The sequence below is a fragment of the Deltaproteobacteria bacterium genome (assembly GCA_005879795.1).
GTDB lineage: Bacteria > Desulfobacterota > Binatia > DP-6 > DP-6 > DP-6.
Genome location: VBKJ01000138.1, coordinates 20,863 through 37,666, shown reverse-complemented (window position 1 = coordinate 37,666; position 16,804 = coordinate 20,863). Strand labels below are relative to the sequence as shown.

The following is a 16,804-nucleotide window of genomic DNA, read 5'->3' as shown; positions in this document are numbered from 1 at the left end:
CGGGCTGCAGTTCGGGCGCAAGCGCCGGCGTCGCGGCGCGTGGCTGCCCGTCGCCGGCAGCCTGGCGCTCCTCGCGATGCTCGGGTCGGATCGCGAGGCGGACATCGTGGCGCACCTCTTCGGGCTCCTCGTCGGTGGCATGCTCGGCGTGGCGGCGGCGCTGCTGGTCGTGCGCCCGCCCGGGCGGCCCGCGCAGTGGGTGCTCGCCTGCGGCGCGCTGGCGGCCGTCGCCGGCTCGTGGCTGGTCGCTCTGCGCACCTTGTAAGACCCGCGGCGGCAGCGCTATACAATCACCGCGATGGTCGCGGTCGGCGCGCCCGCACCGGACGTGAAGCTACTCCACACTGACGGCACCGCCGCGAAGCTGCGTGCGCTCGCCGCCGGGCAGCCGGCTGTCCTCTTCTTCCTCCGCCACTACGGCTGAATCGCCTGCCACGATCACGTGGCGCAGTTGCGCCGCGCGCGCGCGGGCTACGAGCAGAGGCCCGTGCGCTGCTTTGCGGTGACGACGGGCACGCCCGAGCATTCGCGCGAGTTCTGCGCGGCGCACGAGGTCCCGTTCACGTGCCTCGTCGACTACCCGGGCGAGCCCGCATACGCGGCCTTCGGGCTCCAGAAGGTGGGCCTCCGGCAGCTCTTCGGGCCGAGCCTGGTGACGGGGCTGTGGACCGTGCTGACACGCCTGCGCGAGGTCTCGCTGCCCAGGTCCGGTAACGTGTACCAGATGTCCGGCGCGTTCGTGATCGACCGGGAGGGGATCGTGCGCTTCGCGCACCGCAACGAGCATCCCGCTGATCATCCGCCGGACGAACGCATCTGGGCGTGCCTCGATGCGCTCCCGTGACGCGGGTAAGCTCGCGCCGCATGCTCGATGTCGCTTTCCGCTCACCATGAGTGCCGCGCGTTGACACGGGCGGTGCGCATCCTCTAGCGTCGCGCCCGATGGCGTCCGCGCGACGGGGCCCCGCGCTCACCACGTTCGCGATCCTGCTCGGGATGGTCGCGGTCTCGAACCTGCTGAAGCCCCTCCAGCTGGGCGGCGCGCGCACCGGCTTCGTCTTCTTCGGCCAGCGCACGAGCGGCACGGCCAACGCGATCCTCGGGCCGCTCTTCGGCATCTACCTGCTCGTCTACGCCGCCGGCATCTGGCGGCTGCGCCGCTTCGCGCTGCCGATGGCGTACGCCTACGCCGCATACGTGGTCGTCAACCTGATCGCGTTCACCGTGCGCGGCGAACACGAGCCGGGCGCGGGATACGTCATCTTCAGCGTCGTCTACGCGCTCGTGGCCGTCGGGGTGTCGAGCGGCACCGCCCTGCTCCTCACCCGGCGGAAGGCCGCCCTCGCCTGATCGGATCTGGACGCTGAGCGTCACGCGGGCGCCGCTTCGCCCGCGCATGGGCCCCGCACAGCCCGGTCGCTGCCTGGCCCGGCTCTTGCAGCGGAGCACGGTCCCATCCCCGCTGGAGGACGAGACCCATGCCGACCATGGAAACGCTGCTCCGCGAGGCCGCCGAGAAGGGCGCCTCGGACCTGCACCTGAGCTGCGGCGAGCCGCCGATGCTTCGTGTCCACGGCGACCTCGTGCGCACCGAGCACCCCACGCTCACGCCGGAGAGCGTGAACGAGCTCGTCAACGCCATCATGAACGAGCCACAGCGCGCGCGCTTCGACCGCGAGCACGAGGTCGACTTCGCGTGCGAGCTGCCCGGCAAGGGCCGCTTCCGCGTCAACGTCTTCCTGCACAGCCGCGGGCCGGGCGCGGTGCTGCGCACCATCCCGACCCAGATCCCCTCGCTCGACTCGCTCAACATGCCGCCGGTGTTGAAGGATCTCTGCACCCGCGAGCGCGGACTCATCCTGGTGACCGGGCCGACGGGCTCCGGCAAGTCGACCACCCTCGCCGCGATGGTCGACGTCATCAACCAGACCTGGGACGCGCACATCCTGACGGTCGAGGATCCGATCGAGTTCGTGCACCCGCCGAAGCGCTGCCTCGTGAACCAGCGCGAGGTCGGCCCGCACACCGAGTCGTTCAGCAACGCGCTGCGCAGCGCGCTGCGCGAAGACCCCGACGTGATCCTGATCGGCGAGATGCGCGACCTGGAGACCATCTCACTCGCACTCACCGCGGCCGAGACCGGGCACCTGGTCTTCGGGACTCTGCACACCTCGAGCGCGCCCAAGACCATCGACCGCATCATCGACGTCTTCCCCGCCGGGCAGCAGGCCCAGATCCGGACGATGCTCTCGGAATCGCTCGAGGCGGTGGTCGCGCAGACGCTTCTCAAGAAGAAGGGCGGCGGCGGGCGCGTGGCGGCGTGCGAGATCCTGATCGGCGTGCCGGCCGTGCGTAACCTGATCCGCGAGGCCAAGCTCCACCAGATCCCGTCGATGATGCAGACCGGCCAGCGCGTCGGCATGCAGACGCTCGACATGGCGCTCGCCGACCTGGTGAAGCGCGGGGTGATCGAGCCGACCGCGCTCCCGCCGCGCCCGACGATCAACGGCACCGGCAACGGCTCCACGCACGTCGTGGGCACGCCGGCGTAGCGCCCGCCCCCGCTCGGCCGCCGGCCTACTGCGTGGGCGGCGTCGTAGGTCACACTGCGCCGCCGGGGCCGAGTCGATCGGCGCCGCGGGCGGCAGGGGCGGCGTCACGAAGCCCGGCCTCGGCCGGCAACGCGCGAGCCCGTCCGACGGAAATCGGTGAGCTCGGCCCGACTCGCTGGGGGAGGGTCACTCAGCCGGGCGCGCCGGCTCACGGCTCATCTCGATGCGCGGCGGCGAGGCCTCGATGCCGGCGGCCAGCGAGCCGCCGGCCTGCAGGGTGGCCAGGTCGTCGGCCACCCGGCGGCGGAGCCGGCCGACCGCCACGCGGCGAAAGACGGCCGGAAAGGGCGCCAGCTTGGCGGCTCCGAGGCCGAGCATTCGCGCCGCGCCGGGATGGCCCGAGACGCACTTGTGATAGCCGACGGCGACCTGGATGAGCGCCACCAGGCACTCCCAGCAGTCGTTGTCCTCGGTCACGTCGAGGAGTTCCTCGAAGGCCTCGTGGGCAGCGAAGAAGGCGCCCGCGTTGAAGAGCCGCACGCCCGCCCCGAAGCCCGGCGGAAATCGGTCCGGGGGCACGCCCGCCACTCTAGCAGCGAACGGTCGCGGGCGTCCCGGCCCGGGGTGGGCCGGCCGCCGGACCCGCGCCGCCTTCTCGACCCCGCGGGGCTCGGTCCGGATCGGCCCTCGCCGGGCGGGACCAGGCCCGGGGTGTTGACTCTCCGAGGAGCGATTTTACTTTTGCGCCCGGCGGCGGGCGGCGCGCCCTTCGCCGCCGCGGTCGAGTCCAACCCATGTGACCCCGGGGGGCCCGGCAGAGGGCCATGCCCGGGGGGAGGGACGTCGAGTATGGCTACGCGGGTTCGCCCTCTGCAGGACAGGGTGATCGTCAAGCGGGTCGAGGAGCAGGAGCAGCGCAGCGCGGGCGGTATCATCATCCCCGACACGGCCAAGGAGAAGCCGCAGGAGGGGAGGGTGGTGGCGGTCGGGCCCGGCAAGAAGGAGGATGGGAAGGTGCTGGCCCTCGACGTGAAGGCCGGCGACCGGGTGCTGTTCGGCAAGTACACCGGCACCGAGATCAAGCTCGACGGCGAGGAGCACCTGATCCTCCGCGAGGAGGACATCCTCGGCGTCATCGAGGCCTGAAAGGAGGCGAGGGAACCATGGCGGCAAAGATGGTACGGTTCAGCGAGGACGCGCGGGCCAAGGTCCTGCGCGGCATCAACATCCTCGCCGATGCGGTCACGGTGACGCTCGGCCCGCGCGGCCGCAACGTCGTGCTCGAGAAGTCGTGGGGCGCCCCCACCGTGACCAAGGACGGCGTGACGGTCGCGAAGGAGATCGAGCTGGCCGACAAGTTCGAGAACATGGGCGCGCAGATGGTGAAGGAGGTCGCCTCCAAGACCTCCGACGTCGCGGGCGACGGGACCACCACCGCGACCGTGCTGGCGCGCGCCCTCTTCACCGAGGGCGCCAAGCTAGTGGCGGCCGGCCACGACCCGATGAGCCTGAAGCGCGGCGTCGACAGGGCCGTGACGGCGATCGTCGAGGAGCTGAAGAAGCTCTCCAAGTCGACCAAGGGCAAGGACGAGATCGCCCAGGTCGGCACCGTGTCGGCCAACGGCGACCGCACCATCGGCGACATGATCGCCGAGGCGATGGAGAAGGTGGGAAAGGAGGGCGTGATCACGGTCGAGGAGGCGAAGAGCCTCGACACGCAGCTCGAGGTGGTCGAGGGCATGCAGTTCGACCGGGGCTACGTCTCGCCGTACTTCGTCACCGACCCCGACCGCATGGAGGCCGTGCTCGAGGATCCCTACATCCTGATCCACGAGAAGAAGATCTCCGTGATGAAGGACCTGGTGCCGCTGCTGGAGCAGGTGGCGCGCTCCGGCAAGCCGCTCCTCGTGATCGCCGAGGAGATCGAGGGCGAGGCGCTGGCAACGCTGGTCGTGAACAAGATCCGCGGCACCCTCGCCTGCTGCGCGGTGAAGGCGCCCGGCTTCGGTGACCGGCGGAAGGCGATGCTCGAGGACATCGCCATCCTGACCGGCGGCCGCATGATCGCCGAGGAGCTCGGCTTGAAGCTCGAGAACGTGGGGCTCAAGGAGCTCGGCCGCTGCAAGCGTGTCGTGGTCGACAAGGACAACACCACGCTCATCGACGGCGCCGGCAAGAAGGCCGATATCGAAGGCCGAATCAAGCAGATCCGGGCGCAGATCGAGGAGACCACCTCGGACTACGACCGCGAGAAGCTCCAGGAGCGGCTCGCCAAGCTGGTGGGCGGCGTGGCCGTGATCCGGGTCGGCGCGGCGACCGAGGTGGAGATGAAGGAGAAGAAGGCGCGGGTCGAGGACGCCATGCACGCCACGCGCGCAGCGGTGGAGGAGGGCATCGTGGCGGGCGGGGGCGTGGCGCTGCTCCGGGCGCGCAGCGTCCTCGACTCCCTCAAGCTCGCCGACGAGGAGGGGGCTGGCGTCAACGTCGTGCGCCGGGCGCTCGAGGAGCCGCTGCGCTGGATCGCCCGCAACGCGGGCCAGGACGGCTCGGTGGTGCTCGAGAAGGTGCGCGAGGCGAAGGGCTCCTTCGGGTTCAACGCGCAGACCGAGGAGTACGAGGACCTGATCAAGGCGGGCATCATCGACCCGACCAAGGTGGTGCGGACGGCCCTTCAGAACGCGGCGTCGGTCGCGGGGCTGCTGCTCACCACCGAGGCGATGGTGGCCGAGAAGCCGAAGGAGGAGAAGCCCGCGCCGCCGTCCATGCCGCACGGCGCCGAGGACTTCTAGGACGCGGCGGGCGCGGACCTGCGGCGCTGGGTCCGCGCCCTTCAGCCCGCCCCGCCGCGCAGCCGCTCGCGCAAGCGCGCGTCGTCCAGCCGCGCCGGCGCGGTCGAACGCACGAAGTCGAGCAGCACCTCGACGAAGCGCCGCGGGTTCGAGCGGTGCGGGAAGTGGCCCGCGTCGGGAAAGAGCTCGAGCCGGCTCCCGGGCATCGCCGCGTGCGCGGCGTGCGCGTGCGCGGGCGGGATCACCCGGTCCTGCTCACCCCACACGATCATCGTCGGCAGCCCGGCGGCGAGGTAGAGGCGATCGGTGGCGTTCACGCGCTGGCCGCTCGGGTCGATGATGGTGCGCAGCGTGTGGACGAAGGCCTGGCGGCAGTCCGCGTCGCCGAGCGAGGCGTAGCCGCGCCAGATCTCCTCGAGGTCGGGCGCGGCCCGGAGGCCGGCGCGCCCCACGAAGCGCGCCACCCCGTCCACCGCGTCGAGCAGCCCGCGCGTGCAGATGAGAGGCAGCACCCACTCGGAGCCCGGGAGGGCTGCGGCGCGGAGGCCCGCGTGTACCTCGCGCCCGAGGCCGCCGCTCGAGACCAGCACCAGGCGCTCGCAGCGCTCCGGGTACTGGTAGGCGAACTGCAAGGCAATGCCGCCGCCGAGCGAGTGCCCGACGATCGTGGCGCGCGGATGGCCGAGGACCTCGAGGAGGTCGCGGATGCCGTTCGCGTAGGCGCCGAGCGAGTAGTCGCCGCGCGGCTTGGCGGAGCGGCCGTGGCCGAACAGGTCCGGGGCGACGACGGCGTGGCGCTCGGCGAGCCAGGGCAGCACCTCGTCCCAGGTGGCGGCGCTGGCCGTGATGCCGTGGATCAGGACCAGCAGCGGGCCGGAGCCGCCCGCGCGGTAGCTCAGCCGGTGGCCGTGGAGCGTGACCTCACGCGGCTCCATGGTGCTCCCCGCCCATCACTTCCCGGAAGACGGCCGCGCACTCGCGCAGCGCTCGCGCCCCCTCGCCCACGAAGGTCGAGCCGTGCATGACGGCGAGGGTCTTCGGCTGGAGCGCCGCCAGGCTCGCGAGGATGCCTTCCGTCATCGGGGTGTAGGGGAGGTAGTTCGCGAACGGCCCGGCCTGGTAGCCGAGGAGCGCGTCGCGGAAGCGCCCGATCACATCGGAGGCGGTGATCGGCTCGACCTCGCCGTTCTGCTGCAGGAGATCCGAGCAGAGGAGCGTGCGCTCGGTCGCCTCGAAGAGGAGGCCCGCGTCCCAGCCGTGGGGCACGTGCGGCGTGCGGCAGTAGCGCCAGCGGTACCGCCCCGTCACGATGACCTCGCCGTCCGAGAGCGGCCGCGCCGGCCGGTCGGCGACGTCGTCCACGCTGACGACGGCACCCACGACGCCGCACGCCGCCTGGGCCCGCGGCGCGAGCGCGAGCCAGTCGTTCAGCGCGCCGCATTCGTCGGCTTCGAAGTGGCTGAAGCCGATCCAACGGACACGTGCGGGATCGATGACCCTCGCCACCGCCGCGCGCACCACCGGGAACGTCTTGCGGAGCCCGGTGTGGAAGAGGAGCGGCTCGTCGTCACGGACGAGGAACTGGTTGAACGTGAGGTCGGCCTCCGGGACGAAGGTCGAGATGCGGAAGAGGTCCGGTGCGACCTCGGTCACCTGGGTCATGTGGCCACCCGCCTTCCGGTGAGCGTGTGGGAGGTCGCGGCCTCGACCCGCACCCGCACGACGTCGCCGGGCTCGGCCGGGCCCGGGAAGACGACGGTCTTCAGCTGCGGGCTCTTGCCCGCCATCCAGCCCGCCGTGCGCCGCGCCGGCCCCTCGACCAGCACCTCGACCTCCGCGCCGACCAGCCGCCGGTTGATCTCCGCCGAGATCGACTCCTGGAGCGCCACCAGGCGCTGGAGGCGGCGCGCCTTCTCCGCTTCGGGCACCGCGTCGCCCCACTTCCAGGCGCGCGTCCCCTCGCGCGGCGAGTACTTGAAGAGGAACGCCGAGTCGTAGCGCACCCGGCCGACCAGCGCCTCGGTCCCGGCGAAGTCGTCCTCGTCCTCGCCCGGGAAGCCGACGATGACGTCGGTCGAGAGCGCCAGGCCCGGCACACGCGCGCGCAGGCGGGCGACCAGGGCCTCGTACTCGGCCACCGTGTACTCGCGGCCCATGCCGCCGAGCACGCGATCCGAGCCCGACTGCACCGGGAGGTGGAGCTGCGGCGCGACCTGCGGGCACTCAGCCATGGCGTCGACGAGGCGCGCGCTCATGTCGGAGGGATGCGGCGAGGTGAAGCGGATGCGGAGGATGCCCGGCACCTCGGCGGCGCGGCGAAGGAGCTCCGCGAAGTCCCAGACGCCGTCGTGGTACGCGTTCACCGTCTGTCCGAGGAAGACGACCTCGCGCACGCCGGCCCGAGCGAGCGCGCGCACCTGCTCGAGGAGCACGGCGCCCGGGAGGCTCCGCTCGCGCCCGCGCACGTAGGGCACGATGCAGAAGGTGCAGAAGCGGTCGCAGCCGCGCATCACGGTGACCCACGCGCGCACGCCGCTCTCGCGCGCGACGGGGAGGTCGGCATAGGTCTCGGACGGATCGAGACGGAGGGCCACGTGCGGGTCGCCGTCGCCGCCGCGCAGCAGCTCGGGCAGGCGGCGGTAGCCGTCGGGCCCGACCAGCACGTCGACCCACGGCGCGCGCTCGGCGAGCTTGGCGCGCAGATGCTGCGCCATGCAGCCGGTGACGCCGAGACGGACGTCGGGCCGGCGCCGCTTGAGGCGCGCGAGCTCGCCCAGGCGGCCGAGGACGCGCGCCTCGGCGTGCTCGCGGATGGCGCAGGTATTGAGCAGGATCACGTCGGCGGCCTCGGCGGCGTGGGTGCGCGTGTAGCCGTGGGCGGCGAGGTGCCCGAGCATCAGCTCGGTGTCGGCCACGTTCATCTGGCAGCCGTAGGTCTCGACGTAGACGGTCGGCATGGTCCGGCTGCGGGTCATAGCCGTGCGTCCGGGGGGCGGCAAGCGCCGTTGCAGCCGCGCGCCCGACGGGCTAACGGTCTTGGGATGCTCGGTGGTCCCCCGCGCCGCCCGCGCGCGCCCGAAGGTTACGGCTCGCTCGAGGCGAGCCTGCTCCACTGCCCCCGCTGCCGCCAGGCGATGCCGGTCCGCAAGCGCCTCCTCCTCGTGCTGCTCGACGGCGAGAAGCACGAGTACGTCTGCCAGCGTTGCGGAACGCCCTGCGCGTCCAAGATCGAGCCGCTGCCGCGCGTGATGGGGTGAGCGATGGGGGCGCCCCCGCATCGGCCGCATCACCAGGCGAAGGCGCAGCACGCCGTGTGCGCCATCGTCACGGTGAGCGACACACGCACGCCCGAGAGCGACGCGAGCGGCGTGTGCATCCGCGCATTGCTCGAGGAAGGGGGACACCGCATCCTCTCCTATGCCATCCTGCCCGACGACCCGGGGCGCATCCGCGCCCACCTCGAGGAGCTCTTCGGCGTGCCCGGCCTGGACGCCGTGATCGTCGACGGGGGCACGGGGCTCGCGCCGCGCGACACCACCTACGAGGCGGTGACGGGTCTTCTCGAGAAGCGCCTCGACGGCTTCGGCGAGCTCTTCCGCATGCTCTCGTATCAGCAGGTGGGCTCGGCGGCCATGCTGTCGCGCGCGGTGGCGGGCGTGGCGCGCGGCAAGATCGTCGTCTCGCTCCCCGGCGCGCCGGCGGCGGTCGAGCTCGCGATGCAGAAGCTCCTCCTCCCGGAGCTCGGCCACATGGTCCACCTGGTGCGCGGCTGAGCGATGCGCGTGCGGCTCGTCTTCTTCGCCGCGCTGCGCGAGCGGATGGGGGCGCGCGCCGAGCGGAGCGTCGAGCCGGGGACGACCGTCGGCGCGCTCTGGCGCGCGCTGGTCGCGGAGCGGCCGGAGCTCGCCCGGATCCTCGTGCGGTTCGCGGTGAACGAGGTGTACGTCGAGCCGGGGCACCGCCTGGCCGACGGTGACGAGGTGGCGTTCTTCCCGCCCGTGAGCGGGGGAGCCCGGGAGGCCTCCTAGGCGATGTTCCGCATCGTGCGCACGCCGATCGTGCTCGAGCGCCTGGTGCGCGCCGTGCGCGACCCGGCCGCGGGCGCGGTCGTCGTCTTCCTCGGGACGACGCGCAACCGGAACGCCGGCCGGCGTGTCGTGCGCCTCGAGTACGAGGCCTACGGCCGCATGGCGGCGGCCGAGATGCGCCGCCTCGCCGCGGAGGCCGAGCGGCGGTGGCCCATCCGGAAGGTCGCCATGGCGCACCGGATCGGGCTCGTGCCCATCGGCCAGGCGAGCGTGGCGATCGCGGTCTCGGCCGGGCACCGCGCCGAGGCGTTCGCCGCCTGCCGCTGGCTGATCGATCGCCTGAAGGCGATCGTACCGATCTGGAAGCGCGAGCACTTCCGGGGCGGGCGGGTGTGGATCGGACCGCAGTCCGGCACCCCGAGCCGGCGCCCCCGCGCGGCGCGCCGCCCGAGCCGCTGATGTCCCCCGAGCGCCTGCTCAGCGTCATCACCGTCGACATCCTCGTCATCCTCACCGTATCGCGCCTGCTCGGCGTCGCGCTCCGGGCCGTCGGGCAGCCGCAGGTGGTGGGCGAGGTGGTGGGCGGCATCCTGCTCGGCCCCTCGCTCCTCGGGTGGGTGGCCCCGGGCGTCTCCGCCGCGCTCTTCCCGCCGGCCGTGGTCCCCCACCTCAAGGTCCTGAGCGAGTACGGCATCGTCTTCTTCATGTTCCTGGTCGGGCTCGAGCTCGATCCGGCGCTGATGCGCGGCCGCGGACATACCGCGGTCGTGATCTCGCACACGAGCATCATCGTGCCCTTCGCCCTCGGCGTCGGGCTCGCCGCCTGGCTGTACGGACAGCACGCCCCCCACGGCGTGCGCTTCGTGTCCTTCGCCCTCTTCATGGGGGCGTCGATGTCGATCACCGCCTTTCCGGTCCTGGCCCGCATCCTCATCGAGCGCGACCTGCTGAAGACGAAGGTGGGAGCGGTGACGATCGTCTGCGCGGCGGTGGACGACGCGACCGCGTGGTGCCTGCTCGCCTTCGTCGTGGCGGCGGTCGGTGCGGCGAACCTCGGCGCGGCCGGGCGCACCGTTGCGCTGGTGGTCGGGTACGTGGCCGTCATGCTCGTCCTCGTGCGGCCGCTGCTCCGGCGGTTCTCCGCCATGGTCGATCGCAGCGGCCGGCTCTCCCAGAATCTGGTCGCCATCGTGTTCCTGCTCGTGCTCGCGAGCGCGTTCATCACCGACGCGATCGGCATTCACGCCATCTTCGGCGGCTTCATGCTGGGCGCGATCATGCCGAAGGACGCGCTCTTCACCCGCGAGCTGGTCGACAGGGTCGAGGACTTCGCGGTCGTGTTCCTGCTGCCGATCTACTTCGCCTTCACGGGCCTCCGCACGCAGATCGGACTCCTCGACACCCCTACCCTCTGGGTGCAGTGCGCCCTGGTGGTCGGCGTCGCCACCCTGGGCAAGTTCGGCGGCTCGGCGGCCGCGGCACGCTTGACGGGGCTCCCATGGCGCGAGGCGTGCGCGCTCGGCGTGCTCATGAACACGCGCGGGCTGATGGAGCTCGTCATCCTCAACATCGGCTTCGACCTGGGTGTCCTCTCGCCCGCGCTGTTCGCGATGATGGTGCTCATGGCGATCGTGACGACGCTCGCCACCACCCCCGTGCTCGCCGCCGTCTACCCTCCCGAGCGCTTCCGTGCCGAGCTCGCGGCGGCGCCGGCGGCGGCGAGCGGCGCGCTCGCGGCGGTGGCGCTGCCCAGCTCCGGCCCGCTCCTCCTCGACGTGGCCGCGGCCCTCGCCGAGCACACCGAGAGCCCGCTCTACGTCCTCCACCTGGAGCGGCCCCCGGAGCGCGGCGCGCTCGGGGCGGGGACGGCGGGGGCAGCCGGCAACTCGACGGCGCTCGCGGCGACCCTCGCGCACGCCCAGGCGCACGGGCTCACCGTGCGCCCCCTCCAGTTCCTCTCGCGCAATCCCGCCGACGACATCCGCGACGTGGTGCGCGCCAAGGGCACGGGTCTCGTGGTCATGGGCTGGCACAAGCCGGTGTGGAGCCGCACCGTCCTCGGCGGCACCGTGCAGGGGGTGATGCGCGAGGCCGACGCCGACGTGGCGGTGCTCATCGACCGCGGCCTCTCCTGGCCGCCCCGGCGCGTGCTGGTGCCGTTCGCCGGCACGGTGCAGGACCGGGCCGCACTCCGCCTGGCCGCGCGCATCGCACGCCGGCACCGCGCCGCGCTCACGGTGCTCGGCGTCGCACGTCCCGGGGGGGCTTCTCCCGCCGTCGACCTGCCGGAGGGCGTGCCCGCGATGCGCGTGATCGAGTCCGCCTCGCCGATCGACACCGTGATCGGCGAGGCGGCAGCGCACGACCTCACCGTGCTCGGTGTCGGCGAGGGGTGGCAGCTCGAGCCGCACGTCTTCGGGCTGCGCTCCGAGCGGCTCGCCGCCGAGTGCCCGTCGTCGCTGCTCGTCGTGCGCGGGCGGAGCGACGCCGCATCCTGAGCGGCCGCGGCAGGTTTGCTTTGCCGGCACTCCTTCGCCATGGTAGGAGCACGAGCTTCATGTACCGTTCCCGCTCCGCCGCCGTGATGCTCGCGTTCCTGGCGACGGGGTGCGCGGGGCTGCGCCATGGCATGCTCCTCGGGCGCGAGGCTGCCTTCGGTCCGGCGGCGGAGCTGCCCCCGGATGCCGCGGCGATGGGCAGCTTCTTGCGGGGCGAGGTCGCGCTCACGCAGAACGACACGGAGACGGCGCTCGCCGCCTTCCAGGCGGCGGTGGCGGCCGACCCCGACACGCCCCTCCTGCGCCTCCGCCTTGCCCCGCTCTACGTGCGCAGCGGTCAGCTCGATCGAGCCCTCGAGCAGGTGAATGCGGTCGTGACCGCCGAACCGACCAACGTGGAGGCACTCGGACTCCAGGCCGGCGTCCTCTCTGCCCTCGGGCGCGACGACGAGGCCGCCGCCGCCTACGAGCGCGTGCTGAAGCTCGATCCCGAGAGCCAGGACGCCTACCTCTACCTGGGCGCCCTCTACAGCAAGAAGGGCGAGACCGACAAGGCGGTCGCCACGCTCAAGCGGCTCGTCGCCAGGAACCCCGGCTCGATCCTCGGTTACTACTATCTGGGCCGCGTCCACGCCGCCGCCCGCCAGCTCGACCGGGCCGAGCACTACTACCTGGAGGCGCTCAAGCTGAACCCGCAGTCGGAGCTCATCCTCACCGACCTCGCCCTCGCCTACGAGCTCCAGGGCCGCACCGACAAGGCGATCGAGCTCTACGAGCGCATCCTGACCCTCAACCCGAACAGCGTGATCGTGCGCCGCCGCCTGGGCGCCCTCTACGTCGGGCAGAAGAAGCTCGACGAGGCGCTCTCGCAGTTCCAGGAGATGGAGAAGCTCGACACCGATCCGCGCGAGGCGCGCACCAAGATCGGGCTCATCTACCTGGAGAAGGGCGATCCCGACCGCGCAGCGCAGGAGTTCAACCTGGTGCTGGCGGCGGAGCCGCAGAACTGGCGGGTGCGCTACTACCTGGGCTCGGTCTACGGAGAGCGGAAGGAGATCGACCGCGCCCTCGACGAGTTCGGCAAGATTCCGGCCGCCTCCGAGTTCTACGTCGACGCGCGGATCCAGCGCGCCTACCTGATGCAGAAGGCGGACCGGCTCTCGGACGCGGTCCGGGAGGTGGCGGGGGCCCTCAAGGCGAAGCCCGACAACGCCGACCTGATGAGCTACCTGGCCTCGCTCTACCGCGAGCGCAAGGACTTCAAGTCGGCGATCGCGCTCCTCGAGCGCGTGGTCGAGCGCAACCCGGACAACGACCGCTACCGCTTCACGCTCGGCGCGGCCTACGACGAGGCCAAGGACAAGACGCGCACCATCGAGCAGATGAAGCGCGCCGTGGAGCTGAACCCGAAGAACGCGGCCGCGCTCAACTACCTCGGCTACACCTACGCCGAGATGGGCATCGAGCTCGACGAGGCCGAGCGGCTCATCCGCCGCGCGCTCGAGATCGAGCCGGACGACGGCTTCTACGTGGACAGCCTCGGCTGGGTCTACTATCAGCGCGGCGACTACCGGCACGCCGTCGAGCAGCTCGAGCGGGCGGTCGAGCTGGCGGGCGACGATCCGACCGTCGCCGAGCACCTGGGTGACGCGTACGGGCGCGCGGGCAAGCCGCGCGATGCGCTCCGCCTCTACCAGGACGCGCTCGCGCGGGCGAAGGAAGCGGCGCAGGTGGCGCGCCTGAAGGGTAAGGTCCACTCGCTGGAGTCCGCGGCGCGCAGCGAGGGCACGGGGCTGTAGGCGGGGCGTGCGCCGCGGCCGCCTGCTCGTCTGTCTGGTCGGAGTCGCGCTGGTCGGTGGGTGTGTGGGGCGCGGGCCGCGGGGCCTGCGGCCGGTCACGGTGGAGGAGCTGTTGGGCGATCTCGCGGCGCGGCGCGCGGCAGTCACCTCGTTGCGGGCACAGGCGCGCTTGAGGAGCGGCCTCACGGGGCTGTGGACGCGCGAGGCGCTCCTCGTGCGCCGGCCGGACGCCGTGCGCATCGACGTGTTCTCGCCCTTCGGGCTGGCGCTGGCGGTCGGCGTGCGGGGGTCGATCCTGTGGGCCTACCCGCCCGCGGAGTCGACGCGCTACGAGGGGCCGGCCTCGGCGGCCAACTTGAGGCGCTTTCTCGGCGCGGCGGTCGAGGTGGGCGACGTGGTCGACGTGCTGCTCGGCCTGCCGCCCGCCCGCGTGGCGGTCGGACCGCCCGCGCTCGCCGCGCACGCGGGCGAGTACCGTCTGACGCTGCCGCTCGCAGCGGGCGCGCAGACCATCTGGTTCGCGGGCGACACGCTCAGCGTGCGGCGCGCCGAGGAGACGCGCGACGGGGCGCTCGCGCTGCGGGTCGGGTTCGACGACTACCGCGACGGCTTCCCGCATCTGGTCGAGGTCGCGGTGGCGGGCGGGGCGGCCGCGCGCCTCGCGTACGACGCGGTCGAGCCGAACGCGCCCGTCGATCCGGCCCTGTTCGCGCCGCCGCCCGCGTCCCGCGTGCTGCCGCTCGAGGCGGCGGCCCTGCCGGAGGGGCGCAGGGGACTGTCCGAGTGACCGTGGCGACCCGGACAGACTCCTGATGCCGCTCCTCGAGGTCCGCGACCTGCGCACGTCCTTCTTTCTCGAGGGCGGCGAGGCACGCGCCGTGGATGGCGTGTCGTTCGCGCTCGACGCCGGCCGCGTCCTCGGACTGGTCGGCGAGTCGGGTTGCGGCAAGAGCGTCACCGCCCTCTCGCTCATGCGCCTCGTGCCGCCGCCGGGCCGCATCGTGGGCGGTCAGGTCCGCTTCGACGGACGTGACCTCCTCCTGCTCCCCGAAAGCGACATGCGCGCCGTGCGCGGCGCCGGCCTGGCCATGATCTTCCAGGAGCCGATGACGTCGCTCAACCCGGTGTTCACGGTTGGGAGCCAGATCGCCGAGGCGGTGCGGCTCCATCGTCCGGTGTCGCGCCGCGAGGCCCGGGAGCGCGCCGTCGCGCTCCTCGCCGAGGTGGGCATCCCCGAGCCCGCGCGGCGCGCGCGCGACTATCCCCACCGCCTCTCCGGCGGCATGCGGCAGCGGGTCATGATCGCGATGGCGATCTCGTGCGAGCCGCGCGTGCTGATCGCCGACGAGCCGACCACCGCGCTCGACGTGACCATCCAGGCCGAGATCCTCGATCTGCTGCGCGCGTTGCGCGAGCAGCGCGGGATGGCACTCCTCTTGATCACGCACGACCTCGGCGTGGTCGCCGAGCAGGCGGACGAAGTCGCGATCATGTATGCGGGGCGGATCGTGGAGCAGGCGTCGGTGCTGGAGATCTTCGACCGCCCGTTGCACCCCTACACGCAGGGCCTCTTCCGCTCCATCCCCGGGATGGGCGGCCGTCACGATCGTCTCGAGGCCATCCCGGGGCAGGTGCCCGACCTCCTCCGCCTGCCGAGCGGGTGCACCTTCCGCGACCGGTGCCCGCAGGTGATCGCCGACTGCGCCGGCGTCGTGCCGCCGCTCGAGGAGCATGCGCCCGGCCACCGCGCCGCGTGCATCCGCCTATGACGCCGCTGGTCGAGGTGCGCGAGGTGCGCAAGCACTTCCCGATCGGGGGCGGGCTCTTCGGCGGGCCGCGCGCCTGGGTGCGGGCCGTGGACGGCGTGTCGCTCGCCATCCAGCCGGGCGAGACCCTCGGCCTGGTCGGCGAGTCGGGCTCGGGCAAATCGACCCTCGGGCGTCTCATGCTCCGCCTCATCGAGCCCACCTCGGGCGAGGTGCTGTTCGAGGGACGCTCGCTCCTGGCGCTCGGGGCGCGCGAGCTGCGCGCGCTGCGCCGCCAGATGCAGATCATCTTCCAGGACCCCTACGGCTCGCTCGATCCGCACATGCGCGTGGAGAGCATCGTCGGCGAAGGGCTCGCGATCCACGCCCTGGGAATCCGCGCGCAGCGCCGGGAGCGGGTCCGGGAGCTGCTCGAGCTGGTGGGTCTTCCGCCCGAGGCCGCGCGCCGCTACCCGCACGAGTTCAGCGGCGGCCAGCGCCAGCGCATCGGCATCGCGCGGGCTCTCGCGGTCGGGCCCCGCTTCGTGGTGGCCGACGAGGCCGTCTCGGCTCTCGACGTCTCGATCCAGGCGCAGATCCTGAACCTGCTGCAGGACCTGGGCCGCCGCCTCGGCCTCACCATGCTCTTCATCGCGCACGATCTCCGCATCATCGAGCACCTGAGCGATCGGGTGGCGGTCATGTACCTGGGCAAGATCGTCGAGCTGGCACACCGCGAGGCGATTTACACGGACCCCCGTCATCCCTATACTCGCGCCCTTCTCTCCGCGGTCCCGGTTCCCGACCCGCGGCAGCGGAGGCAACGAATGGTGTTGGGTGGTGACGTGCCGAGCCCCGTCGAGCCGCCGCCGGGGTGCGCTTTCCATCCGCGCTGTCCTCACGCCGAGGACGTCTGCCGGACGGTTGTGCCCCCGCTCGTGGCGGGTCGCGGCGGCCATGCGGTCGCCTGCCATGTGTTTCCGGCCGAGCCGCCGGGAAAGGAGTGAACGTGGCCGATGTGAAGCCGACGAATGGTGCCTGGCAGGACGTCCGGGTGTCGCTCGGGCCGGACGCCGAGGTGACGGGCAAGCTCTCCTTCGCAACGCCGACACGCATCGAGGGGAAGCTGAAGGGCGAGCTGCGCGCCTCGGACCTGCTCATCATCGGTCCGCAGGCGGTCGTGCAGGCGAACGTGCACGCCGACAAGCTGGTGGTGCTGGGCGAGATCCGCGGTCAGGTCGAGGGCGCGAGCCGTATCGAGATCTACGCCGGCGGGCGGCTATTCGGCGACATCGAGACGAAGTGCCTGGTGGTGCAGGAGGGCGCGACCTTCGAGGGGCGGTCCCGGATGGGCGGGGAGCTGGGCGTGGCGGCGGAGCTGCCGGAGGCTTAG

Annotated in this window: 19 protein-coding genes; 15 read left to right on the top strand and 4 right to left on the bottom strand. The window is 72.4% G+C overall.

Going from position 1 to position 16,804, the window contains the following annotated elements:
* Positions 1-424: 424 nt before the first annotated feature.
* From E6J59_10250 to E6J59_10240, 3 genes are all read left to right on the top strand, one after another.
* The gene (locus tag E6J59_10250; GenBank protein TMB19997.1) at positions 425-844 is read left to right on the top strand and encodes a redoxin domain-containing protein; all 420 of its coding nucleotides are present in this window, start codon (positions 425-427) and stop codon (positions 842-844) included.
* A 98-nt stretch (positions 845-942) separates the two neighbouring features.
* Positions 943-1,350, top strand: a complete 408-nt coding sequence (locus E6J59_10245) for a hypothetical protein (protein ID TMB19996.1) — start codon at positions 943-945, stop codon at positions 1,348-1,350.
* A gap of 137 nt (positions 1,351-1,487) precedes the next feature.
* Complete coding sequence (locus E6J59_10240) at positions 1,488-2,552, top strand: type IV pilus twitching motility protein PilT (GenBank protein TMB19999.1); 1,065 nt, start codon at positions 1,488-1,490, stop codon at positions 2,550-2,552.
* A 186-nt stretch (positions 2,553-2,738) separates the two neighbouring features.
* Here E6J59_10240 and E6J59_10235 read toward each other — a convergent pair whose 3' ends face one another.
* Positions 2,739-3,233 (bottom strand): DUF309 domain-containing protein, encoded by a 495-nt coding sequence (locus E6J59_10235; GenBank protein TMB19995.1) that lies wholly within the window; start codon positions 3,231-3,233, stop codon positions 2,739-2,741.
* A gap of 168 nt (positions 3,234-3,401) precedes the next feature.
* Between E6J59_10235 and E6J59_10230 the strand changes: the two genes are divergently transcribed.
* Both E6J59_10230 and groL read left to right on the top strand, forming a co-directional pair.
* Positions 3,402-3,698: a co-chaperone GroES gene (locus E6J59_10230; GenBank protein ID TMB19994.1), complete on the top strand. Its 297-nt coding sequence runs from the start codon at positions 3,402-3,404 to the stop codon at positions 3,696-3,698.
* Between the two features lie 17 nt (positions 3,699-3,715).
* The gene (gene groL / locus E6J59_10225) at positions 3,716-5,341 is read left to right on the top strand and encodes a chaperonin GroEL (GenBank protein TMB19993.1); all 1,626 of its coding nucleotides are present in this window, start codon (positions 3,716-3,718) and stop codon (positions 5,339-5,341) included.
* A 41-nt stretch (positions 5,342-5,382) separates the two neighbouring features.
* On the opposite strand, the gene E6J59_10220 is transcribed toward groL, so the two are convergent.
* The 3 genes from E6J59_10220 to miaB are packed head-to-tail and all read right to left on the bottom strand — an operon-like array spanning position 5,383 to position 8,316.
* On the bottom strand, positions 5,383-6,276 hold the full coding sequence (locus E6J59_10220; protein ID TMB19992.1) for an alpha/beta fold hydrolase: 894 nt from the start codon (positions 6,274-6,276) through the stop codon (positions 5,383-5,385).
* Positions 6,263-7,003: an MBL fold metallo-hydrolase gene (locus E6J59_10215; protein ID TMB19991.1), complete on the bottom strand. Its 741-nt coding sequence runs from the start codon at positions 7,001-7,003 to the stop codon at positions 6,263-6,265. The genes E6J59_10220 and E6J59_10215 overlap by 14 nt, the downstream gene beginning before the upstream one ends.
* Positions 7,000-8,316, bottom strand: a complete 1,317-nt coding sequence (miaB, locus tag E6J59_10210; protein TMB19990.1) for a tRNA (N6-isopentenyl adenosine(37)-C2)-methylthiotransferase MiaB — start codon at positions 8,314-8,316, stop codon at positions 7,000-7,002. Before miaB ends, E6J59_10215 begins: the two co-directional genes overlap by 4 nt.
* 66 nt (positions 8,317-8,382) lie before the next feature.
* On the opposite strand from miaB, the gene E6J59_10205 reads away from it, so the two are divergent.
* Genes E6J59_10205 through E6J59_10160 form a run of 10 tightly spaced genes read left to right on the top strand, consistent with a single transcriptional unit; the run spans position 8,383 to position 16,804 of the window.
* The gene (locus E6J59_10205) at positions 8,383-8,598 is read left to right on the top strand and encodes a hypothetical protein (GenBank protein ID TMB19989.1); all 216 of its coding nucleotides are present in this window, start codon (positions 8,383-8,385) and stop codon (positions 8,596-8,598) included.
* Positions 8,599-8,601: 3 nt separating this feature from the next.
* Complete coding sequence (locus E6J59_10200) at positions 8,602-9,114, top strand: MogA/MoaB family molybdenum cofactor biosynthesis protein (protein ID TMB19988.1); 513 nt, start codon at positions 8,602-8,604, stop codon at positions 9,112-9,114.
* 3 nt (positions 9,115-9,117) lie between these two features.
* Complete coding sequence (moaD, locus tag E6J59_10195; protein TMB19987.1) at positions 9,118-9,369, top strand: molybdopterin converting factor subunit 1; 252 nt, start codon at positions 9,118-9,120, stop codon at positions 9,367-9,369.
* A gap of 3 nt (positions 9,370-9,372) precedes the next feature.
* The gene (locus E6J59_10190; GenBank protein TMB19986.1) at positions 9,373-9,828 is read left to right on the top strand and encodes a molybdenum cofactor biosynthesis protein MoaE; all 456 of its coding nucleotides are present in this window, start codon (positions 9,373-9,375) and stop codon (positions 9,826-9,828) included.
* A complete protein-coding gene (locus tag E6J59_10185; protein TMB19985.1) occupies positions 9,828-11,867 on the top strand; it encodes a cation/H(+) antiporter in 2,040 nt (679 codons plus the stop codon). Before E6J59_10190 ends, E6J59_10185 begins: the two co-directional genes overlap by 1 nt.
* A gap of 59 nt (positions 11,868-11,926) precedes the next feature.
* Positions 11,927-13,666 carry a tetratricopeptide repeat protein gene (locus E6J59_10180; GenBank protein TMB19984.1) on the top strand — a complete coding sequence of 580 codons (1,740 nt, stop codon included), beginning with the start codon at positions 11,927-11,929 and terminating at the stop codon, positions 13,664-13,666.
* Positions 13,667-13,673: 7 nt separating this feature from the next.
* Complete coding sequence (locus E6J59_10175; GenBank protein TMB19983.1) at positions 13,674-14,453, top strand: hypothetical protein; 780 nt, start codon at positions 13,674-13,676, stop codon at positions 14,451-14,453.
* Positions 14,454-14,478: 25 nt separating this feature from the next.
* Positions 14,479-15,435: an ABC transporter ATP-binding protein gene (locus tag E6J59_10170; GenBank protein TMB19982.1), complete on the top strand. Its 957-nt coding sequence runs from the start codon at positions 14,479-14,481 to the stop codon at positions 15,433-15,435.
* On the top strand, positions 15,432-16,418 hold the full coding sequence (locus tag E6J59_10165) for an ATP-binding cassette domain-containing protein (GenBank protein TMB19981.1): 987 nt from the start codon (positions 15,432-15,434) through the stop codon (positions 16,416-16,418). The genes E6J59_10170 and E6J59_10165 overlap by 4 nt, the downstream gene beginning before the upstream one ends.
* On the top strand, positions 16,286-16,804 hold the full coding sequence (locus E6J59_10160) for a polymer-forming cytoskeletal protein (protein TMB19980.1): 519 nt from the start codon (positions 16,286-16,288) through the stop codon (positions 16,802-16,804). Before E6J59_10165 ends, E6J59_10160 begins: the two co-directional genes overlap by 133 nt.

Excerpts from the sequence above, each read along its gene's own strand:
- E6J59_10245 (TMB19996.1), top strand. The coding sequence starts at position 943 with ATGGCGTCCGCGCGACGGGGCCCCGCGCTCACCACGTTCGCGATCCTG.
- E6J59_10240 (TMB19999.1), top strand. The coding sequence starts at position 1,488 with ATGGAAACGCTGCTCCGCGAGGCCGCCGAGAAGGGCGCCTCGGACCTG.
- E6J59_10230 (TMB19994.1), top strand. The coding sequence starts at position 3,402 with ATGGCTACGCGGGTTCGCCCTCTGCAGGACAGGGTGATCGTCAAGCGG.
- groL (TMB19993.1), top strand. The coding sequence starts at position 3,716 with ATGGCGGCAAAGATGGTACGGTTCAGCGAGGACGCGCGGGCCAAGGTC.
- E6J59_10220 (TMB19992.1), bottom strand. The coding sequence starts at position 6,276 with ATGGAGCCGCGTGAGGTCACGCTCCACGGCCACCGGCTGAGCTACCGC.
- E6J59_10215 (TMB19991.1), bottom strand. The coding sequence starts at position 7,003 with ATGACCCAGGTGACCGAGGTCGCACCGGACCTCTTCCGCATCTCGACC.
- miaB (TMB19990.1), bottom strand. The coding sequence starts at position 8,316 with ATGACCCGCAGCCGGACCATGCCGACCGTCTACGTCGAGACCTACGGC.
- E6J59_10205 (TMB19989.1), top strand. The coding sequence starts at position 8,383 with ATGCTCGGTGGTCCCCCGCGCCGCCCGCGCGCGCCCGAAGGTTACGGC.
- E6J59_10200 (TMB19988.1), top strand. The coding sequence starts at position 8,602 with ATGGGGGCGCCCCCGCATCGGCCGCATCACCAGGCGAAGGCGCAGCAC.
- moaD (TMB19987.1), top strand. The coding sequence starts at position 9,118 with ATGCGCGTGCGGCTCGTCTTCTTCGCCGCGCTGCGCGAGCGGATGGGG.
- E6J59_10190 (TMB19986.1), top strand. The coding sequence starts at position 9,373 with ATGTTCCGCATCGTGCGCACGCCGATCGTGCTCGAGCGCCTGGTGCGC.
- E6J59_10185 (TMB19985.1), top strand. The coding sequence starts at position 9,828 with ATGTCCCCCGAGCGCCTGCTCAGCGTCATCACCGTCGACATCCTCGTC.
- E6J59_10180 (TMB19984.1), top strand. The coding sequence starts at position 11,927 with ATGTACCGTTCCCGCTCCGCCGCCGTGATGCTCGCGTTCCTGGCGACG.
- E6J59_10170 (TMB19982.1), top strand. The coding sequence starts at position 14,479 with ATGCCGCTCCTCGAGGTCCGCGACCTGCGCACGTCCTTCTTTCTCGAG.
- E6J59_10165 (TMB19981.1), top strand. The coding sequence starts at position 15,432 with ATGACGCCGCTGGTCGAGGTGCGCGAGGTGCGCAAGCACTTCCCGATC.